We start from the raw sequence: 17,486 nt of genomic DNA, 5'->3' as shown, positions 1-17,486 counted from the left end.
TTAACGACTCTCCAGACTCGCTAATCGCTCACAGGGGAAGTGGTGATGTGGTCGTGCAACCTGACAACCGCGGATATCGGTCGGTGATGCCCGGACACCAGGCTGATGCTGCGATCGGGTGCATCGACGAGTGGGACGCTCACGAGGTCGGGTTGCGGCGTTTCCGCGTCAGGCAGGAGAGCCACACCCATACCGTGTGCTACCAACGAGCGCAGGGTGTCGAACTCGGTGATCTCGAATGCGACCTTGGGGGTGAACCCGGCCTCGGCGCACCAGGAGTCGGTGACATGCCGTAGGTGGTAGTTGTGCGGATTCGCGACGAACGCCTCGTCGGCCAAGTCGGCGCCCTCTACCGATTTCCTCGACGCCAATCGGTGCTCGCGGGATACCACCAGATGGATGCGTTGTCGTCCGATCACCGTGAACGGAAGGTCGTCGGGCGGGGGAATCATGACGGCCAGGTCCAGGCGTCCCTCCCGGATTTGCCCGGCCAGCGCCTCACCGTGTGCCTGGACGAGTTGTAGCCGCACTCTGGGCGCACGACGGTGGAAGTCGGCGAGCAGGGACGGGACGCTGACCGGTCCCAACGTCAGTGGGAATCCGAAGCGCACGAGACCGCCTTCCGGGTCGGCGTGCTCGCGTGCGGCGGCCACGGCGTGATCCAGGTCCCGCATGGGTCCACGTATGTGATCGAACAGGTCGCGACCCTGCGTGGTGAGCGCGATTCCCCTGCCCACCGGCTGAAACAGAGCGACACCGAGGGTCTTCTCGACGGTTCGCAAGCGTCTGCTCAGCGACGATTGCGGTACTCCGAGCAATTCCGCGGCGCGGGTGACGTGGCCTTCTTCGGCAGCGGCAAGGAAGGCGGCCATCAGGGGCGCGAGCGACGCAGCTTCACGACCATCCAACTCATCCATATTCGGATCGTAATAGCAGCAGTTTCACGTTGGACGGATTGATACGGGCGGGGTGACCATGCAACTCCACAACGAAAGGGGTTGCCGTGGTCGGGAAGAAGGCTTCAGTGCCGGAACAGCCGGAGCATTCAGGTGAGTTGGTCGACGTCGTTCTGGTCGGCGGCGGAATCATGTCGGCGACGTTGGGTGCTCTGCTCGCCAAGCTGCAGCCGGAGTGGTCGATCGCCGTTTACGAACGTCTGGGTGAACCGGCTGCCGAGAGCTCCAATTCGTGGAACAACGCGGGGACCGGTCATTCGGGGTTGTGCGAGCTGAACTACATGCCCGACCCGAGTGATGCGACCAAGGTCGTGGACGTTGCGCGCCGGTTCGACCTTTCGCAGGGGTTTTGGCGCTCGATGGTCCCGCCGAGGGCGCACGCGGAATGCATCTCGTCGACCCCACACATGGATGTCGTGTTCGGCGCCCGCGACGTCGCCTACCTCCGTGAGCGGTTTGCGACCCTGAAGACTCTTTCACCCTTCACAGCGATGGAGTACACCGAAGACCCAGACACGATTGCGAAATGGGCACCGCTGCTGATGCAGGGGCGAACCTCCGGCGAGCCCATTGCCGCGAGTCGGCATCCGGGCGGTACGGACGTCGATTTCGGCGCGTTGTCGCGGCTCCTCATGGAAACGATGACGCAGGCGCGGATTCGGATGCGCCACGAAGTGCGACACCTCGACCGCATCAGCGGCGGACACTGGCAGGTACGTGGCGTCGATCTCGCCACCGGTGACGCATTCGAAGTGCGTGCTCGATTTGTTTTCGTCGGCGCCGGCGGATACGCGTTGAAACTTCTTCAGAAGGCGGGGGTTCCGGAGGTTCGTGGGTACGCGGTCTTTCCGTTCGGCGCACAGTTCTTCCGGACCCGGAATCCACATGTTGTCGCGCAGCACGAATCGAAGGTGTACAGCCAGGCTGCTCTCGGTGCACCGCCGATGTCGGTTCCGCACCTCGACAGAAGAGTGGTGGACGGCCGTGAGTCGTTGATGTTCGGCCCGTACGCGACCTTCAGCACGAAGTTGCTCCGGAAGGGGCGGTGGACAGATCTGTTCACGACTCTTCGGCCTCGGAATGTTCCTGTGCTGCTGGCAGTTGGTATACAGAATCGGTCACTGGTCCGCTATTTGCTCGCGCAGCTTGTGGCTTCGCGCCGGCGCAAGTTCGCCGAACTGCAGCGGTTCTGTCCCACTGCAGATCCGGCGGATTGGGAGCTGATTCAGGCAGGTCAACGTGCACAGCTCGTGAAGCCCGATCGCCGCAGGGTTGGCGTTCTGACACTCGGTACGGAGCTGGTGGTCGGTGGCGAGGGAACCATCGCGGGATTGCTCGGAGCGTCCCCGGGAGCCTCGACCGCACCGTCGATCATGGTCGAGTTGCTTGCGGAGTGTTTTCCCGATCGCATCGACGGATGGACGCCGGAGCTGCGCAGGCTCATGCCCCTGAGCGGTTGACGACCCTCCGGACTCGCAATTCACTCACAGGTGCCGACTGCACGATCCCCGTCCCGACCAGCCTGGTCCGTATCGAGGTGATCCGCCGCGTGGCCGAGTCCCGATGAGGGTGTGAGCTGCGAAGACGTTTCCCTAGAAGTACCAGGGATACGGTCGCCAGTCGGGGGCGCGCTTTTCGAGGAACGAATCGCGGCCCTCGACGGCCTCGTCGGTCATGTAGGCCATGCGGGTGGCCTCGCCGGCGAACAACTGCTGTCCCGTCAGGCCGTCGTCCTGGAGGTTGAATGCGAACTTGAGCATTCGCTGCGCCTGCGGTGACTTGCCGTTGATCTTGGTGCCCCACTCGATGGCGACGTCTTCGAGTTCCGCGTGGTCGACGACCTTGTTGACCGCGCCCATCTGATGCATCTCTTCGGCGGTGTAGGTGTCGCCGAGGAAGAAGATTTCGCGAGCGAACTTCTGTCCGACCATCTTGGCCAGGTAGGCGCTGCCGTACCCGCCGTCGAAGCTGCCCACGTCCGCATCGGTCTGCTTGAACCGGGCGTGTTCCCGGCTTGCCAACGTGAGGTCGCAGACGACGTGCAGGCTGTGTCCGCCGCCCGCAGCCCAGCCGTTGACGAGGCAGATGACCACTTTCGGCATGAATCGGATGAGGCGCTGCACCTCGAGGATGTGCAGGCGACCTGCACGTGCGCGGTCGACGGTGTCCGCGGTTTCTCCGTCCGCGTACTGGTAACCACTACGTCCACGGATTCGCTGGTCGCCCCCCGAGCAGAACGCCCAACCATCGTCCTTGGGGCTGGGGCCGTTGCCGGTGAGCAGCACGGCGCCGACGTCCGACAGCATGCGTGCGTGGTCGAGAACCTCGTACAACTCGTCCACCGTGTGCGGGCGGAACGCATTGCGAACCTCGGGCCTGTCGAAGGCCACGCGCACGATGCCCTCCGTGATGTGTCGGTGGTACGTGATGTCGGTCAGATTCTCGAAACCGGGTACGGGGCGCCAGAGCTCTGCATTGAAGGTCACCCGTCCGAGAATAGGGCCTGAACGAGGTTCGTGAACAACGTCTCGCTCTCGATCCGACCGTCGTGGTTTAGTGCAGGTATGAGTGAGTACACAGCCGACGCGGTGGACGCCAACGGGCAGGGCGATCCGGATTACGAACATCACGGCGGATTCCCCAAGTTCGAAGCGGCAGATCCGGGCCCGGACTGGCCGCGGTTCGTGGAGGCGATGCGAAACCTGCAGGACCTGGCCGTATCCGTCGACCCGCCGAAGGATGTGTTGGCGCACGCGGCCGACCGAGTCGAAGAGTTGGTCGATCTGCTGAAGCCGCACGTGGTGCCCGAAGGCGAGTCACCTTCCGGGCGTGTCATTGCGCTTCCCGGCCGGGGCAGCTTGCTCATGTTGCCGTGGACAGTCGAGGAGTTCGGCCCGGACGGGGTGAAGAGCAGGGGGGTGTTTCGACGGTTCCATCTCGGTGGCAACGGTGCGGCACACGGCGGCACCTTGCCGTTGCTGTTCGACGACCTGATGGGCATGATCGTGCACGCCTACGGGCGCCCGATCAGTCGCACCGCGTATCTACACGTCAACTACCGCGCGGTGACTCCGTTGAATACGGAACTCACGGTCGAGGGGGCCGTGGATCGGGTCGAGGGGCGCAAGACATTCGTCACAGCCCGACTTCTGCAGGGCGACACGTTGCTTGCCGATTGCGAAGCGTTGATGGTGCAGTTACTTCCCGGCCAACAGTGAAGCTGCCCTCGCTCGACGAACTGGTGCAGTCCGCCGTTGTGGTCGGTCTGCCCATGCGCGTGAGATTTCGGGGGATCACGACGCGAGAAGCGTTGCTGCTCCACGGTCCTGCCGGGTGGGGGGAGTTCGCACCGTTTCCGGAGTATGCGGACGACGAGGCCGCGAACTGGCTTGCCGCCGGAATCGAGGCCGCGTGGATGGGACCACCTGCGCCGTTGCGTGACACCGTGCCCATCAACGCGACGGTCCCGGCGATCGACCCCTCGCGCGTACCCGAGGTGCTGGACCGGTTCGACGGCGCCCGCACGGCGAAAGTCAAAGTGGCTGAACGCGGTCAGGGACCGGATGACGACATTGCTCGCGTTGCCGCGGTACGCGAAGCGATCCCGAACGTGCGGGTCGACGCGAACGGTGGCTGGTCTGTGGACGAAGCTGTTCACGTGTTGTCCGCGCTCACCTCGGACGGACCCCTCGAGTACGCGGAGCAGCCGTGCGTGACCGTGGACGAGCTCGTCGAGGTACGTCGCCGCCTGCCGAACGTACGTATTGCCGCCGACGAAAGCATCAGGCGCGCCGAGGATCCGATGAGAGTGGTCCGTGCCGGGGGTGCGGATGTCGCGGTGGTGAAGGTGGCGCCACTCGGCGGTATGCGTGCGCTGCTGACCCTGGCGACCGAACTGTCCGAGCACGGTGTGCCTGTGGTGGTGTCGAGCGCGCTGGACACTGCGGTGGGCATCTCGGCGGGGCTGGCGACAGCGGCGGCACTGCCCGACCTCGAATTCGCTTGCGGCCTTGGGACCGGAGGGCTTTTCGTCACGGATGTTGCCGATCCGCGCGCCTTTCGGGACGGCGAGTTCGTGGTGTCGACCCTGGAGCCGGACGCGGACCGTCTCGGGGAATTGGCGGTGAGCGTCGATCGAGCAAACTGGTGGTTCGAGCGCATGCGGCGGTGCCACGAACTGCTGGGGGCTCGAAGCGGCTCACTTTTCGTATAGTGTCTGCCGCGGAACAGATCGATAGGTCAAACGGAGGCATTGAAAGTGGTTGCAGCTCTGAAAGAATCCCTGCTCGGTGAGGCGCAGGCTCCTGACGTCGTCAAGGACGTGCAGGCTCTGATCGACGCAGAGGTGGGGGACAAGACCGGCGCTTCCGGCTTGGCACTCAAGGGCGGCTACGCGGCTGTGAACAAGGTCGGCCCGTCCGTCGTTCCGGACGCCATCGAAGGCCTTCTGCCCGCGTTCGTCGAGAAGCTCGAGTCGTACTGGCAGGACTTCTCCACCGCCGGTGGTGGATCGTTCTCCGAGTACCTGGTCGCCCGCGGCGAAGACGTGTCCAACTCGCTCCTCGGTGTCACGGATGCGCGTATCGAGGGCAGCGATCGTGCTGCTGTGAAGAAGGTGTATTCGTCGCTGCGCGCGTCTGCGCAGAAGCATGTGATCGAGGCGCTGCCGCGTCTCGGCGACCTGGTGCAGAAGTACGCAGCCTGACGCACAGCTCACGCGAAGGGGCGCCGACGGTCGACTCGTCGGCGCCCCTTCGTCATACATGGGGGATGGTCAGGCGGACGCGCGCCCGAACTTCCAGTACCCGGTGAACGAGATGTGCGACTTCGGGACTTTGCGGTCGTTGACCAGATGTCGCCGGAGGGAGGTGGCCAATTCGCTTTCGCCCGCGACGAACGCGTAGCACGCTCCGGACGGCAGGTCGGCGTTCTTGACGGTGTCGAGTGCCAGGGTGCCCGGCCGGGCGTCGGCATCCTTGCGAATCAGCCAGTGGACGTTGACTCCCTCGCCGATGTCCGAAATCTCCTGCACATCTTCGGGATCGGCTACCTCGAGGAAGACCTCGGCGCGCAGATGCGCAGGAGCCGAGTTCAGGATTCCCACGATCGCGGGTAAGGCGCTCTCCTCGCCGACGAGCAGTTGCCAGTCGGCATCGGCAGCGGGGTTGTAGATGAGTCCCTCGTCCAAGATGGCAACCTCGTCGCCGGCTGCGGCCTTGGTGGCCCACGCGGAAGCCGGGCCTTGGTCACCATGCGCCGCGAAGTCGATGTCGATCTCGGTGCTGTCGCCGAACACTCCCGAGCCTGCCGTACGCAACTCGCGGATGGTGTAGTTGCGCACGTTCGGGCGGGAGTCCTTGGACATCAGCTTCCACTGCGCGTACCAGAAATTGCTGGCACTGGTCGGCAACCTCAGCTCGTCCTGTCCCGGCTGGGGGAAGAACATCCTGAACCACTGGTCGTAACCCATCGGGGCGACCGAATCGAGCTCTTCGCCGGCGATGGTGACGCGGATGAAGTTCGGACTGATTTGTTTGGCAGCAACCACGCGTGCCGACGCGATCTGGCGATTGTCTGGCTTGACGAACTTGCTCATGGCGGCGTGGGCTCCCCTGATCGATTGCGATGGTCAGGTAAGCCTAACCATTTGGCTGCTTTCGTGGTGAGGCGGTTGGGCCGATCTGATGCGGACGACCAGGTCGCTCGGCGGACTCTTCGGCGGATCTGACAGTCTTGGAGATGTGAATCCGTCCACCGCACAAGCCACCGCAGTCGTAGACGAACTCATTCGCGGCGGCGTTCGTGAAGTAGTGCTGTGCCCGGGCTCGCGGAATGCGCCGCTGGCGTTTGCTCTGGAGGCCGCCGACCGCGAAGGCCGGCTTCGTCTGCACATGCGTATCGACGAGCGCACCGCCGGATTCCTCGCAATCGGTCTCGCCGTCGCTGGCCATCGGCCGGTTCCGGTGGTCATGACGTCGGGAACCGCGGTCGCCAACCTCGGCCCGGCAGTACTCGAGGCCAACTATGCGCGCCAGCCCCTGATCGTGCTCAGTGCCAACCGGCCGTACGAGATGCTCGGTACCGGGGCGAACCAGACGGTCGAGCAGCTCGGCCTGTTCGGTACCCAGGTACGCGCCACCATCAGTCTCGGGCTGGCCGAGGACGACGCCGGTCAGAACAGCCAGTGGCGATCGGCGGTGTGCCGCGTCCTCGCGGCGGCGCGGGGCACCCGATCCGGTAATGCCGGCCCCGTTCATTTCGATATTCCGCTGCGCGAGCCCTTGGTGCCGGACGTCCACGCCCAGGGACCGGTGCCGGACGGGCGGCCCAGGGGAGCAGCCTGGACGACCACCCAGCACGCTACCCTGGACGTGCCGGTGGACATCGACATCACCCCCGACACCCTGGTGATTTCCGGCCACGGTTCCGCTTTGCGTCCCGAACTGGCCGGAATGCCGACGGTCGCCGAGCCGACGGCGCCGTTGCACGGCATCCCCGTGCACCCACTTGCCATCGCCCAGCTGAAGCCGCGTCAAGCGATCGTCACGGGACGGCCCACACTGCATCGCCCCGTCTCGAAGCTGCTGGCCGATCCGGCCGTCGACGTATACGCGCTGACCACCGGCCCGCGCTGGCCCGACGTGTCCGGCAACGTGCTCGCCACCGGGACGCGGGCAGTCGTGAGTGGCGTCGCCGACCCCGACTGGGTGGCACGCTGCCGCACGCTGTCCGAACACGCGGACAAGGCCGTTCGGGGACAACTCGCCGCTCACACGGAAGCGACCGGAATGCACGTCGCCGCCGCGGTGACCGACGCGCTCGGCCCCGGTGACCAGCTGTTGCTCGGCGCATCCAACCCGGTGCGCGACGCAGCGCTGGTCAGCTATCCGTCGCCGAAGGTTCGAGTGCTGTCCAACCGTGGTGTCGCAGGGATCGACGGCACGGTGTCGGCTGCCGTCGGCGCGGCCATGGCTTACGAAGACGGGCGCACGGTTGCCCTCCTCGGTGACCTCACCTTCCTGCACGACGCGTCCGGCCTGCTCATCGGTACCGGAGAACCGAGGCCCCGCGACCTGACCATCGTGGTCGCGAACGACGACGGCGGCGGGATCTTCGAACTGCTCGAGCAGGGTGACCCTCAGTACGCGGGCGTCTTCGAGCGGGTGTTCGGAACACCCCACGGCATGAATCTCGCGGCACTGTGCGCTGCCTACCGGATCGAACATCATGCGGTGGACCTGGACGGGCTGACCGAGAAGTTGGCCGAATCCGCTGACGGCATCAGGGTGCTCGAGGTTGCCACGCAACGGTCCGGGCTTCGCGAACTCCACGCGGCAGTGCGGGCGCACCTGTGAGCCCACAGGTGTTCCGCCGGATCGAGCACGGTGTCGCGATCGCGGCCATTCTGATCTCAGTGCTGTCCGTGCTGCTGGTGATCGGCGCATGGCGCAACGATCAGACGATCGAGTCCGACATGGGGACCGCCACCGCCGAAGTGCTCTCCGCCGGTTCCTTGCGATCCGCGATCTCCTTCGTCACACCCGACGGGGTGATGCACAACCCGGAACTCGGCGTTCTGTACCCGACAAAGCTCACCGTGGGGCAGCACATCAACGTCGAGTACGCGCGGAGCGAGCCGGACCTGGTGCGTGTGGCGGGCCGCGATGCCAGCGTGGCCGTGATTCCCGCAGGGTCGGTGATCGCCGTGACCTGGCTACTCGCCGGTCCATTGATCTGGTATCTGCGTCGCCGTGCCGGTGCGGATGCGGAGCCGGAGGTTTCCTCGAAGTTCGCCTCGACGTAACTGCACACTCGCCGCCGTGATTCGCGGCGCTGTCACGCTGAGGGTCGTGAGAGTAGCCATCGTCGCGGAGTCGTTCCTGCCGAACATGAACGGGGTTGCCAACTCGGTGCTCCGGATTCTCGAACACTTGGGCCGCACCGGGCACGACGCGATGCTCGTCGCACCCGACACCGTCGCCGGCCTGCCTCCCGCGCCTCGCGAACACAACGGTGTTCCGATCCACCGTGTGCCCGCCGTCATGGTTCCCAAGGTCAGCTCGTTGCCGGTCGGTCTCCCACAGCCGGGACTCACCGCGCAGCTACGTGCCTTCGCGCCGGACGTCGTGCATCTCGCATCACCGTTCCTGCTCGGTGCGGGCGGGCTCGGCGGCGCCCATCGTCTCGGTCTTCCGACCGTCGCGGTCTACCAGACGGACGTGGCCGGATTCGCCGAAAGCTACGGTCTCGGGCTTACGAGCCGCGCCGCGTGGGCGTGGACCCGCCGGCTGCACAAAGGCTGCACCCGAACGCTGGCGCCGTCGACGTCCGCGGTCGACGCGTTGGCTACGCACGGCATCCCGCGCGTTCACAAATGGGCACGAGGCGTCGAGATCGCGCGTTTCGCTCCGTCGCGTCGAAGCGAGGCGTTGCGTGAGAACTGGCTGCTGCGTGAGAACGGGCAGCAGGGCCACGACAAACTTGTGGTGGGATTCGTCGGCCGGCTTGCGCCCGAGAAGCATGTGGAACGGCTGGCCGTCTTGTCTGCAGACCCCCGGATTCAACTCGTGATCGTCGGTGACGGACCGGACCGAGGTGCACTCCAGGCGTTGATGCCGGGCGCAGTGTTCACCGGCCAACTCGGTGGTATCGAACTGGCGCAGGCCTACGCCAGTCTTGATGTGTTCGTGCATCCCGGCGAGCACGAGACCTTCTGTCAGGCCGTGCAGGAAGCTCTGTCCAGTGGCGTTCCGGTCATCGGTCCGGACGCGGGCGGCCCGCGGGACCTCGTCGCACATTGCCGCAACGGCTACCTGTTGCCGGTCGACCGATTCGCCGAACTACTCCCGAGCGCGGTCGACGCACTCGTCAGCCGGCGGATGCGCGCCCGATTCGGGGAAGCGGCGAGACAATCCGTCCTGCACCGAACCTGGCCCGCCATCTGCGACGAACTCGTGCAGCACTACGTCGACGTCGCCCGAACGCCGGGCCTGCGGGAAGGCCATGCGGCCTGAGCGGCTGTATCGGGCACAGCGGTTGGTAGCGTTTCGGTCGTGGCAACTACACACGGTTCACGGGCTTCCCTCGAGAAGGACCCGCACGAGGTCGCGTCCATGTTCGACGGGGTGGCCGAGCGCTACGACCTCACCAACACCGTTCTGTCGTTCGGGCAGGATCGCAGCTGGCGGAAGGCAACACGGTCCGCATTGGGGTTGAAGCCGGGGGAGCGGGTGCTCGATCTGGCGGCCGGGACCGGGGTATCCACCGTGGAACTCGGGCGTTCCGGTGCCTGGTGTGTGGCCACCGACTTCTCCAAGGGAATGTTGAAGGCCGGTGCGAGCCGCCGAGTGCCGATGGTGGCCGGTGACGCCATGCATCTGCCGTATGCGGACGCCGTGTTCGATGCCGCGACCATCTCGTTCGGATTGCGCAATGTGTCCGACTTCGATGCCGGGCTTCGGGAGATCGCCCGAGTCACCAAGCCTGGTGGACGTCTCGTCGTGAGCGAGTTCTCGACACCCGTGTTCGGGCCGTTCCGCACGGTCTACATGGAGTATCTGATGAAGGCGCTGCCTCGGGTGGCTCGGGCGGTCAGCAGCAACCCCGACGCCTACGTGTATCTCGCCGAGTCGATCCGGGCGTGGCCGACCCAGGAGCAGTTGGCACGCCGGATCGAGGCCGCCGGCTGGAGCAACGTCAAGTGGCGGAATCTCACCGGCGGAATCGTGGCTCTGCACCGCGCCACCCGGTAGGCGGCTTCGCCGCCTGTGCGTGGCCAACGAGTCCAGCGACTCGCAAACCACTCACAGGGCGCGGAGCGGCCTTACCTGAACATCGGCCGGGAATCGACCTTCCGTGACGCGGCCCCCGACGCCCGCCACGCCCGCGCCGTAAGGTCGGTGTCCTCGTCCGTGACGAGATTTCCCATAACCCGGACTGCGATGGACATCAGTGCGCGCGAGCGCATCGCGACGGGACCGGACATCGGCAGCACACGCGGCACCGTCAACAGTCCGGCGAGACGACGGGCCACCGAGAAGGCGCGTCCGTAATGATCACGCAGAATCGTCGGCCACACGTGCGTCAGATCGTCCTCGTCCAGAATGTCCGCCATCAGTCGGCCACCCTCGAGCCCGTAGTCGATGCCCTCGCCGTTGAGTGGATTCACGCATGCGGCAGCGTCGCCTATCACGGCCCAATTGCGTCCGGCCACGTTCGACACCGCGCCGCCCATCGGCAGCAGCGCCGACGCCACGTCGCGCAGTTCCGATTCCCACTGCCAATCGTCGAGGCGTTGGGTGCGATACAGATCCAGCAGCGGACGCAGCGCGCCGGGTGCGGGCCGTTTCGATGTCGCCAACGTGCCGACACCGATGTTTACGTCCCCGGTGCCGAGCGGAAACACCCAACCGTAGCCGGCCTGCAGTGTTCCAGCGCCGTCGCGCAGTTCGAGGTGAGAAGTGATCCACGGGTCCTCGCTACGAGGAGTCGCGATGTACGCGCGGGCAGCAACCCCGTATGCAGTGTCCCGATGCCACTCGCGGCCGAGCTTCTTGCCGAGTGTGGACCGCACCCCGTCGGCGACGATCAACTTTTCGCACCGCACGGTTCGTTCTCCGTCGGCGGTCCGGAATCGAACGCCGTGCACCCGGTCACCGCGGTACTCCACGTCGACGGCCTTCGCGCCCTGGGCCATGTCGGCGCCGGACGAGACGGCGGCGGCTCTGATTCGGTCGTCGAGTTCGGTCCGCGGCACCGCGCTGCCCACCGTTGGAAATGAGCCAGCGGGCCACTCGAGTTCGAGTTCCTGGCCGAAGCCACTCAGCCGTAACCCTCGGTTGGCGACCTTCGAGCGGACCCACCGACCGAGACCGAGACGGTCCAATTCGGCGACGGCGCGCGGAGTGAGTCCGTCACCACACGTCTTGTCGCGCGGAAACACCGCGGCGTCGGCAAGCACGGTCGGCCGACCGGTGCGCGCGGCCCACGCGGCAGCCGACGAACCAGCAGGTCCGGCACCGATCACGAGCACATCGGTCGATTCGGGCAACGGTGCCTGGACAAGGAAGCGATCATCTACGGCCACGTCCATATCCTGTCAGGAGCGCCGAACGCGTGTCGTCCGCTGGGTCGATCGGCGCGCGAGCGGCTAGGTTCACTACGGTATGAACCGAGCCGTCACTGACGACAGGAATGGGTACTGACACCGTGAGCACTGAGGGCACCGAACCGGTGGGCACCGAGGGCACCGAACCGCGCCCGCCGGCGGGCACAGCGCGCCCCACAGCAGGCGTGAGCGCAGACACCGTGGTTGCTGGGATCGAACTGGGGGATCCCCAGCTCGCCGCAGCTGTTCGTGACGGCCTGAAGCAGGTCGAGGACCTACTGATCGGCGAGCTTTCCGACGGTGAAGATTTCCTGACCGAAGCAGCGCTCCACCTGGCCAGGGCCGGCGGTAAGCGGTTCCGTCCGCTCTTCACCCTCCTGACTGCACAGTTGGGCGCGAAGCCGAACGATCCGTCTGTGATCACGGCGGCCACAGTGGTCGAACTCGTTCACCTCGCCACGCTCTACCACGACGACGTGATGGACGAGGCGACCATGCGTCGCGGTGCGCCCAGCGCCAACGCGCGGTGGGGGAACAGTGTGGCGATCCTCGCCGGGGACTACCTGTTCGCGCATGCGTCGCGGCTGGTGTCGACACTCGGCCCGGACGCCGTCGAGATCATCGCCGAAACGTTCGCCGAACTTGTCACCGGCCAGATGCGCGAGACCATCGGGGTCAAGCAGGAACAAGATCCCGTCGAGCACTACCTCCGGGTCGTGTGGGAAAAGACCGGATCGCTCATCGCCGCCTGCGGCCGTTTCGGCGGCACGTTCTCGGGGGCGGACGCAGAGCACGTCGAGCGTCTCGAGCGGCTCGGCGACGCAGTCGGTATCGCCTTCCAGATCTCGGACGACATCATCGACATCTCGTCGGTTGCAGTCCAGTCCGGTAAGACCCCCGGCACCGACCTTCGGGAAGGCGTCCACACTCTTCCCGTGCTGTATGCGTTTCGTGAGGAAGGCGCAGACGCAGACCGGTTGCGTGAACTTCTCGACGGGCCGGTGACGGACGACGCCGAAGTCGCCGAGGCTCTGGCACTCCTCGAACGCTCCGAGGGCATGGCGGCCGCGAAGGCGACGCTGGGCGAGTACGCGGACAGTGCTCGCGCCCAACTCGCGGAACTGCCGGCAGGACCGGCCAACGATGCGCTGTCGAAGCTGGTGGACTACACGATCGCGCGCGTCGGCTGAGTCGAACAGTATTCGACTGCCCGAGCCGTAAAGTTGCTGTCCGAGCCGTAACGTGACGGGTGGGGGAACTCGTTCGCCCAGGTTCTTCGTTTCACAAGGCGGGGGACTAGTAGGAAGGGCAACACGTGCGCGGATACGCAAACGGGGCGAAGACGCTGGTCCTGTTGGTCGGAATGTCGGCGCTGATCGTCTTCATCGGGTCACTGTTCGGCAGGACCGCGTTGCTGCTCTCCGTGGTTCTCGCCGTGGGAATGAACGGTTACGCGTACTTCAACAGCGACAAGTTGGCGCTCAAAGCCATGCACGCTCGACCGATCACGGAAGTGCAGGCCCCTGTCATCTATCGCATCGTGCGTGAACTGGCCACCACTGCCCATCAGCCGATGCCGCGTCTGTACATCAGCCCGACCCAGGCGCCGAACGCGTTCGCAACCGGACGCAACCCACGTAACGCGGCGGTGTGCTGTACCAGTGGAATCCTCGAATTACTCGACGAACGTGAGCTGCGTGCAGTCCTCGGCCACGAACTCTCCCACGTGTACAACCGGGACATACTGATTTCGTCGGTTGCCGGTGCGATGGCCGCCATCGTGTCCGGGCTCGCGAACTTCGCCATGTACGCGAGCATGTTCGGGGGGCGCAACCAGGGCACCAACCCGATCGCGCTGCTCCTCGTGTCGCTTCTCGGGCCTATCGCGGCGGGCATCGTGAAGATGGCGGTGTCTCGTTCGCGGGAGTTTCAGGCGGATCAATCGGGTGCCGAACTCACCGGCGACCCTCTTGCCCTTGCATCGGCGCTCAGGAAACTCGAGCGGGGTACCCAGGCTGCGCCGTTGCCTCCTGAGCCGAAACTCACAGCGCAGTCGCATCTGATGATCGCGAATCCGTTCCGGGTGGGGGAGAAGATGAGCCGTCTGTTCTCCACCCACCCACCTATGAAAGAGCGGATCGAGCGGCTCGAACGCATGGCCGGCCGGTAGGGGCTTCGCCCCTGTGAGTGCTCGGGGAGTCTCTGGACTCGTCAACCACGCACAGGGGCTTGCCTTTACCTGTAGTTGACGAACTGCAGGGCGATGCCGAAGTCCTCACCCTTGAGCAGTGAGATGACGGCCTGGAGGTCGTCACGCTTCTTGCTGCTGACGCGCAGCTCCTCGCCCTGTATTTGCGCCTTTACGCCCTTGGGGCCCTCGTCGCGGATCTTCTTCGAGATCTTCTTGGCGTTCTCCGTGCTGATGCCTTGCACAAGGTTGCCGGACAGTTTGAAGACCTTTCCGGATTGTGCAGGATCGCCCGCGTCGAACGCTTTGAGGGAGATGTCCCGCCGGATCAGCTTTTCTTTGAACACCTCGAGAGCGGCTTTCAGTCGCTCCTCGGTGTCGGCGGTCAAGGTGATCGATTCCTCACCCGACCAGTCGATCGACGCACCTGTGTTGCGGAAGTCGTACCGGGTCGAAAGTTCCTTGCCTGCCTGATGCAGAGCGTTGTCCACCTCCTGCCGATCGACTTTGCTCACGACGTCGAAGGACGAATCAGCCACGTCACACTCCTGGTCTGGTCTCGTTGTTCCCGCCCCGGATCCCCGGTCGGGCGCCCGGCCTTGCACGGTGGGGCACATCGACGCTATCGGGTCGAGGGCCGCCTGTATCCACCCGGTTTGCAAAACGGGGGCACATTCGTTGTATTCTTCTCTTCGCAGCGAGGCGCTGCTTCCACTGGAGGCGCGTCCCGTGCAACGGCAGATTGCCCGAGCGGCCAATGGGAGCGGACTGTAAATCCGTCGGCTTTTGCCTACGTAGGTTCGAATCCTACATCTGCCACACACAGAACCCCGGTGAACTTCGGTTCGCCGGGGTTCTGTCGTACGAGATACGGTTCCGCTGCCTGTGAGTGGGTGACGAGTCCAGAGACTCCTCAACCGCTCACAGGTAGGTTTGGAACGCCACTCACCTGCAGGTTTGGTAGTCGGCGGAAACTCTGTGTAATCTCGTCAAGGCTTCAGCGCGCAGCGATGTGCACATGAAGTACGCCCCCTTAGCTCAGTCGGCAGAGCGTTTCCATGGTAAGGAAAAGGTCAACGGTTCGATTCCGTTAGGGGGCTCGCTGGATTGTGGTGGAGCGCCCAGTGCGCGACACTCGACACCGAGGCGGTGTAGCTCAGTTGGTAGAGCAAACGACTCATAATCGTTGCGTCGCCGGTTCAAGTCCGGTCACCGCTACACAGTATGTATGAACCACCCTGATTGACCGCGATCAGAATTACCCGAAAGAAGGCATCCCGTGGCCTCGACCGACGTTCGGCCCAAGATCACCTTGGCCTGCGAGGTATGCAAGCATCGCAACTACATCACGAAGAAGAATCGGCGTAACGACCCCGATCGTCTCGAGATCAAGAAGTTCTGCCCGAACTGCGGAACTCACCAGTCGCACCGCGAATCCAAGTAACACGAACCTGGGTTTGCGTGGTCGACACGAAGAGGGCGCCGCGCGCACCTCTTCGTGTCGTGCTTCCAGGGGATTGAGAAGGGTTCCATCGCGTGACTGACATCGACGAATCTAAGGCTGTTCCGGACGCGTCGGTAGACCCGGCTGCGCATGCAAAGGCCATGGTCGGCCATCACTACCGGGTCGACGATTTCTACGAGGTCGGACGCGAGAAGGTTCGTGACTACGCTCGTGCGGTCCAGGATTTTCATCCTGCCCACTGGAGCGAAGACGCCGCCAAGGGACTCGGCTACGACGGATTGGTCGCGCCACTGACCTTCATCTCGATGGTCGGCCTCATTGCGCAGCGCAAGCTGTTCGACGACATCGTCACCGGCTACGACCTCAGCCAGATCATGCAGGCCGACCAGATACTCGAGTTCGCCAAGCCTGTCCAGGTGGGCGACCGCCTCGTATGCGACGTGTACCTCGACTCGTTCCGGCAGATGGCCGGTAGCGACCTGATCGTCACCAAGAACATCGTCACCGATCAGAACGACGAACTGGTCATGACCACCTACACCACGCTAGTGGCACGCAGTGGTGGTGCGGTCGACGACAGTTGGATGGACGCCGTCAAGGAGGTGGTCATGCATGGAGTCGCTACGTAAGTTCGCTGACGTGGCGGTCGGGCAGCAGCTACCCGGGCGGACGGTCAAGCTCACTCGTGGAGACCTGGTCAACTATGCCGGTGTGTCGGGTGACGCGAACCCGATCCACTGGAGCGACGAGGTCGTGAAGCTGGCGGGCCTCGACAACGTGGTCGCGCACGGCATGCTGTCCATGGGTCTCGGGGCCGGCTTCGTCACCTCTTGGCTCGGCGATCCTGGCGCGGTGACCACCTACAATGTTCGTTTCACCAGTCCTGTGTACGTCGACGCACACAAGGCTGCAACTGTCGAGTTCACCGGCAAGGTGAAGTCCGTCGACGAAGAAAGCAAGACTGCAGTGGTCGCAATTGTGGCAAAGTCCGAAGGGAAGAAGATCTTCGGTCGCGCCACGGCAACGGTTCGTCTGGCCTGAGCCAGGCGGATTGGGTTAGTTCCGGGGCTTCAAGTACACTGAGATTTCTGGGATTACTCAGCGCTGCGCGCTGCCCTACGGTGCTGTTCGGCCGAGGAGGGTAGCGCGTGTGTTATGTAATCGCAGAGTGGTTGGTCCATCGGGTTCGCGAGAACTGAACGGGCCAGCCGAAGGGGCGTAGCTCAACTGGCAGAGCAGCGGTCTCCAAAACCGCAGGTTGCAGGTTCAAGTCCTGTCGCCCCTGCCCCCGGATGCCAGCGACTGAGAGGAACGATGTGAGCGAGGAGCGCGACAAGCGCGACGGCGACACTTCAGGGTCCACGAGCCCGAGGGGTGCCGGCGACACCGACGCTGCCGCAGACACGCGTTCCACTGCGCCGACGGGGAAGCCCAGCGGTAAGCGCTCGGCTCGTCGAAAGCGTGAAGACGGCGTCGTCGCAACATCCGTGAAAACGTCGCCGAAGCCGGTGAAGGCTTCCGCGAAGGATTCCAAGGATCAGGCGAAGAAGCCGAACATCTTCAAGCGTCTTCGCCGGTTCATCCGCGAGGTCATCGCCGAACTTCGTAAGGTGATCTGGCCGAACCGTAAGCAATTGATCACCTACACCATTGTCGTGTTGGTGTTCGTGACCTTCATGACGGCGTTCATCTTCGGTATCGACTTGGCGGTCGGGCAAGGCGTCACCTGGTTGTTCGGCTGACAAACTCCGCCCGCGGGCGGATTCGCGA

19 protein-coding genes and 4 tRNA genes are annotated in these 17,486 nt (G+C 64.5%); 18 read left to right on the top strand and 5 right to left on the bottom strand.

Annotated features, from left to right (window positions below):
• Window positions 1-20: 20 nt before the first annotated feature.
• Window positions 21-917 carry a LysR family transcriptional regulator gene (locus ACZI8Q_RS09760; RefSeq protein WP_463373313.1) on the bottom strand — a complete coding sequence of 299 codons (897 nt, stop codon included), beginning with the start codon at window positions 915-917 and terminating at the stop codon, window positions 21-23.
• Between the two features lie 107 nt (window positions 918-1,024).
• On the opposite strand from ACZI8Q_RS09760, the gene mqo reads away from it, so the two are divergent.
• Complete coding sequence (mqo, locus tag ACZI8Q_RS09755; RefSeq protein ID WP_463373312.1) at window positions 1,025-2,416, top strand: malate dehydrogenase (quinone); 1,392 nt, start codon at window positions 1,025-1,027, stop codon at window positions 2,414-2,416.
• Between the two features lie 132 nt (window positions 2,417-2,548).
• On the opposite strand, the gene ACZI8Q_RS09750 is transcribed toward mqo, so the two are convergent.
• On the bottom strand, window positions 2,549-3,442 hold the full coding sequence (locus ACZI8Q_RS09750; RefSeq protein WP_463373311.1) for a 1,4-dihydroxy-2-naphthoyl-CoA synthase: 894 nt from the start codon (window positions 3,440-3,442) through the stop codon (window positions 2,549-2,551).
• A 78-nt stretch (window positions 3,443-3,520) separates the two neighbouring features.
• On the opposite strand from ACZI8Q_RS09750, the gene ACZI8Q_RS09745 reads away from it, so the two are divergent.
• Genes ACZI8Q_RS09745 through ACZI8Q_RS09735 form a run of 3 tightly spaced genes read left to right on the top strand, consistent with a single transcriptional unit; the run spans window position 3,521 to window position 5,661 of the window.
• The gene (locus tag ACZI8Q_RS09745) at window positions 3,521-4,174 is read left to right on the top strand and encodes a PaaI family thioesterase (RefSeq protein ID WP_463373310.1); all 654 of its coding nucleotides are present in this window, start codon (window positions 3,521-3,523) and stop codon (window positions 4,172-4,174) included.
• 53 nt (window positions 4,175-4,227) lie between these two features.
• On the top strand, window positions 4,228-5,169 hold the full coding sequence (locus ACZI8Q_RS09740; RefSeq protein WP_463373501.1) for an o-succinylbenzoate synthase: 942 nt from the start codon (window positions 4,228-4,230) through the stop codon (window positions 5,167-5,169).
• A gap of 45 nt (window positions 5,170-5,214) precedes the next feature.
• The gene (locus ACZI8Q_RS09735) at window positions 5,215-5,661 is read left to right on the top strand and encodes a DUF6918 family protein (protein ID WP_463373309.1); all 447 of its coding nucleotides are present in this window, start codon (window positions 5,215-5,217) and stop codon (window positions 5,659-5,661) included.
• A 69-nt stretch (window positions 5,662-5,730) separates the two neighbouring features.
• On the opposite strand, the gene ACZI8Q_RS09730 is transcribed toward ACZI8Q_RS09735, so the two are convergent.
• Window positions 5,731-6,552: a siderophore-interacting protein gene (locus tag ACZI8Q_RS09730; protein WP_463373308.1), complete on the bottom strand. Its 822-nt coding sequence runs from the start codon at window positions 6,550-6,552 to the stop codon at window positions 5,731-5,733.
• 145 nt (window positions 6,553-6,697) lie between these two features.
• Between ACZI8Q_RS09730 and menD the strand changes: the two genes are divergently transcribed.
• Genes menD through ACZI8Q_RS09710 form a run of 4 tightly spaced genes read left to right on the top strand, consistent with a single transcriptional unit; the run spans window position 6,698 to window position 10,708 of the window.
• Complete coding sequence (gene menD / locus ACZI8Q_RS09725; RefSeq protein WP_463373307.1) at window positions 6,698-8,311, top strand: 2-succinyl-5-enolpyruvyl-6-hydroxy-3-cyclohexene-1-carboxylic-acid synthase; 1,614 nt, start codon at window positions 6,698-6,700, stop codon at window positions 8,309-8,311.
• Window positions 8,308-8,760, top strand: a complete 453-nt coding sequence (locus ACZI8Q_RS09720; RefSeq protein WP_463373306.1) for a DUF3592 domain-containing protein — start codon at window positions 8,308-8,310, stop codon at window positions 8,758-8,760. The genes menD and ACZI8Q_RS09720 overlap by 4 nt, the downstream gene beginning before the upstream one ends.
• Window positions 8,761-8,806: 46 nt before the next feature.
• Window positions 8,807-9,970, top strand: coding sequence for a glycosyltransferase family 4 protein (locus ACZI8Q_RS09715; protein WP_463373305.1), 1,164 nt, complete (start codon window positions 8,807-8,809; stop codon window positions 9,968-9,970).
• A gap of 39 nt (window positions 9,971-10,009) precedes the next feature.
• Window positions 10,010-10,708, top strand: a complete 699-nt coding sequence (locus ACZI8Q_RS09710; RefSeq protein WP_463373304.1) for a demethylmenaquinone methyltransferase — start codon at window positions 10,010-10,012, stop codon at window positions 10,706-10,708.
• Window positions 10,709-10,779: 71 nt separating this feature from the next.
• On the opposite strand, the gene ACZI8Q_RS09705 is transcribed toward ACZI8Q_RS09710, so the two are convergent.
• Complete coding sequence (locus ACZI8Q_RS09705; RefSeq protein WP_463373303.1) at window positions 10,780-12,042, bottom strand: geranylgeranyl reductase family protein; 1,263 nt, start codon at window positions 12,040-12,042, stop codon at window positions 10,780-10,782.
• Between the two features lie 206 nt (window positions 12,043-12,248).
• On the opposite strand from ACZI8Q_RS09705, the gene ACZI8Q_RS09700 reads away from it, so the two are divergent.
• On the top strand, window positions 12,249-13,253 hold the full coding sequence (locus ACZI8Q_RS09700) for a polyprenyl synthetase family protein (RefSeq protein WP_463373500.1): 1,005 nt from the start codon (window positions 12,249-12,251) through the stop codon (window positions 13,251-13,253).
• A 125-nt stretch (window positions 13,254-13,378) separates the two neighbouring features.
• A complete protein-coding gene (gene htpX, locus ACZI8Q_RS09695) occupies window positions 13,379-14,233 on the top strand; it encodes a zinc metalloprotease HtpX (RefSeq protein ID WP_463373302.1) in 855 nt (284 codons plus the stop codon).
• Window positions 14,234-14,298: 65 nt separating this feature from the next.
• Here the strand turns inward: htpX and ACZI8Q_RS09690 are convergent, their stop codons facing one another.
• Complete coding sequence (locus ACZI8Q_RS09690; RefSeq protein ID WP_463373301.1) at window positions 14,299-14,790, bottom strand: YajQ family cyclic di-GMP-binding protein; 492 nt, start codon at window positions 14,788-14,790, stop codon at window positions 14,299-14,301.
• A gap of 197 nt (window positions 14,791-14,987) precedes the next feature.
• Between ACZI8Q_RS09690 and ACZI8Q_RS09685 the strand changes: the two genes are divergently transcribed.
• The 8 genes from ACZI8Q_RS09685 (at window position 14,988) to secE (ending at window position 17,458) form a co-directional block, all read left to right on the top strand.
• Window positions 14,988-15,070, top strand: a tRNA-Tyr gene (locus ACZI8Q_RS09685).
• A gap of 208 nt (window positions 15,071-15,278) precedes the next feature.
• Window positions 15,279-15,351, top strand: a tRNA-Thr gene (locus tag ACZI8Q_RS09680).
• A gap of 45 nt (window positions 15,352-15,396) precedes the next feature.
• Window positions 15,397-15,469 (top strand) — tRNA-Met (locus tag ACZI8Q_RS09675).
• Window positions 15,470-15,530: 61 nt separating this feature from the next.
• Window positions 15,531-15,695: a 50S ribosomal protein L33 gene (gene rpmG / locus ACZI8Q_RS09670; RefSeq protein ID WP_463373300.1), complete on the top strand. Its 165-nt coding sequence runs from the start codon at window positions 15,531-15,533 to the stop codon at window positions 15,693-15,695.
• A gap of 161 nt (window positions 15,696-15,856) precedes the next feature.
• A complete protein-coding gene (hadA, locus tag ACZI8Q_RS09665) occupies window positions 15,857-16,345 on the top strand; it encodes a (3R)-hydroxyacyl-ACP dehydratase subunit HadA (RefSeq protein WP_463373499.1) in 489 nt (162 codons plus the stop codon).
• Window positions 16,329-16,757, top strand: coding sequence for a (3R)-hydroxyacyl-ACP dehydratase subunit HadB (hadB, locus tag ACZI8Q_RS09660; protein WP_463373299.1), 429 nt, complete (start codon window positions 16,329-16,331; stop codon window positions 16,755-16,757). Before hadA ends, hadB begins: the two co-directional genes overlap by 17 nt.
• Window positions 16,758-16,928: 171 nt before the next feature.
• Window positions 16,929-17,001, top strand: a tRNA-Trp gene (locus ACZI8Q_RS09655).
• Window positions 17,002-17,032: 31 nt separating this feature from the next.
• On the top strand, window positions 17,033-17,458 hold the full coding sequence (gene secE / locus ACZI8Q_RS09650; protein ID WP_463373298.1) for a preprotein translocase subunit SecE: 426 nt from the start codon (window positions 17,033-17,035) through the stop codon (window positions 17,456-17,458).
• The last annotated feature ends 28 nt before the right edge of the window (window positions 17,459-17,486 follow it).

The organism is Rhodococcus quanlei, assembly GCF_055231015.1.
This window is presented reverse-complemented; position numbering and strand designations above follow the sequence as displayed.

Bases quoted from the DNA above. Each gene is read 5' to 3' on its own strand.
- ACZI8Q_RS09760 (WP_463373313.1), bottom strand. From the start codon at position 917: ATGGATGAGTTGGATGGTCGTGAAGCTGCGTCGCTCGCGCCCCTGATG.
- ACZI8Q_RS09745 (WP_463373310.1), top strand. From the start codon at position 3,521: ATGAGTGAGTACACAGCCGACGCGGTGGACGCCAACGGGCAGGGCGAT.
- ACZI8Q_RS09740 (WP_463373501.1), top strand. From the start codon at position 4,228: ATGCGCGTGAGATTTCGGGGGATCACGACGCGAGAAGCGTTGCTGCTC.
- ACZI8Q_RS09730 (WP_463373308.1), bottom strand. From the start codon at position 6,552: ATGAGCAAGTTCGTCAAGCCAGACAATCGCCAGATCGCGTCGGCACGC.
- hadA (WP_463373499.1), top strand. From the start codon at position 15,857: ATGGTCGGCCATCACTACCGGGTCGACGATTTCTACGAGGTCGGACGC.
- hadB (WP_463373299.1), top strand. From the start codon at position 16,329: ATGGAGTCGCTACGTAAGTTCGCTGACGTGGCGGTCGGGCAGCAGCTA.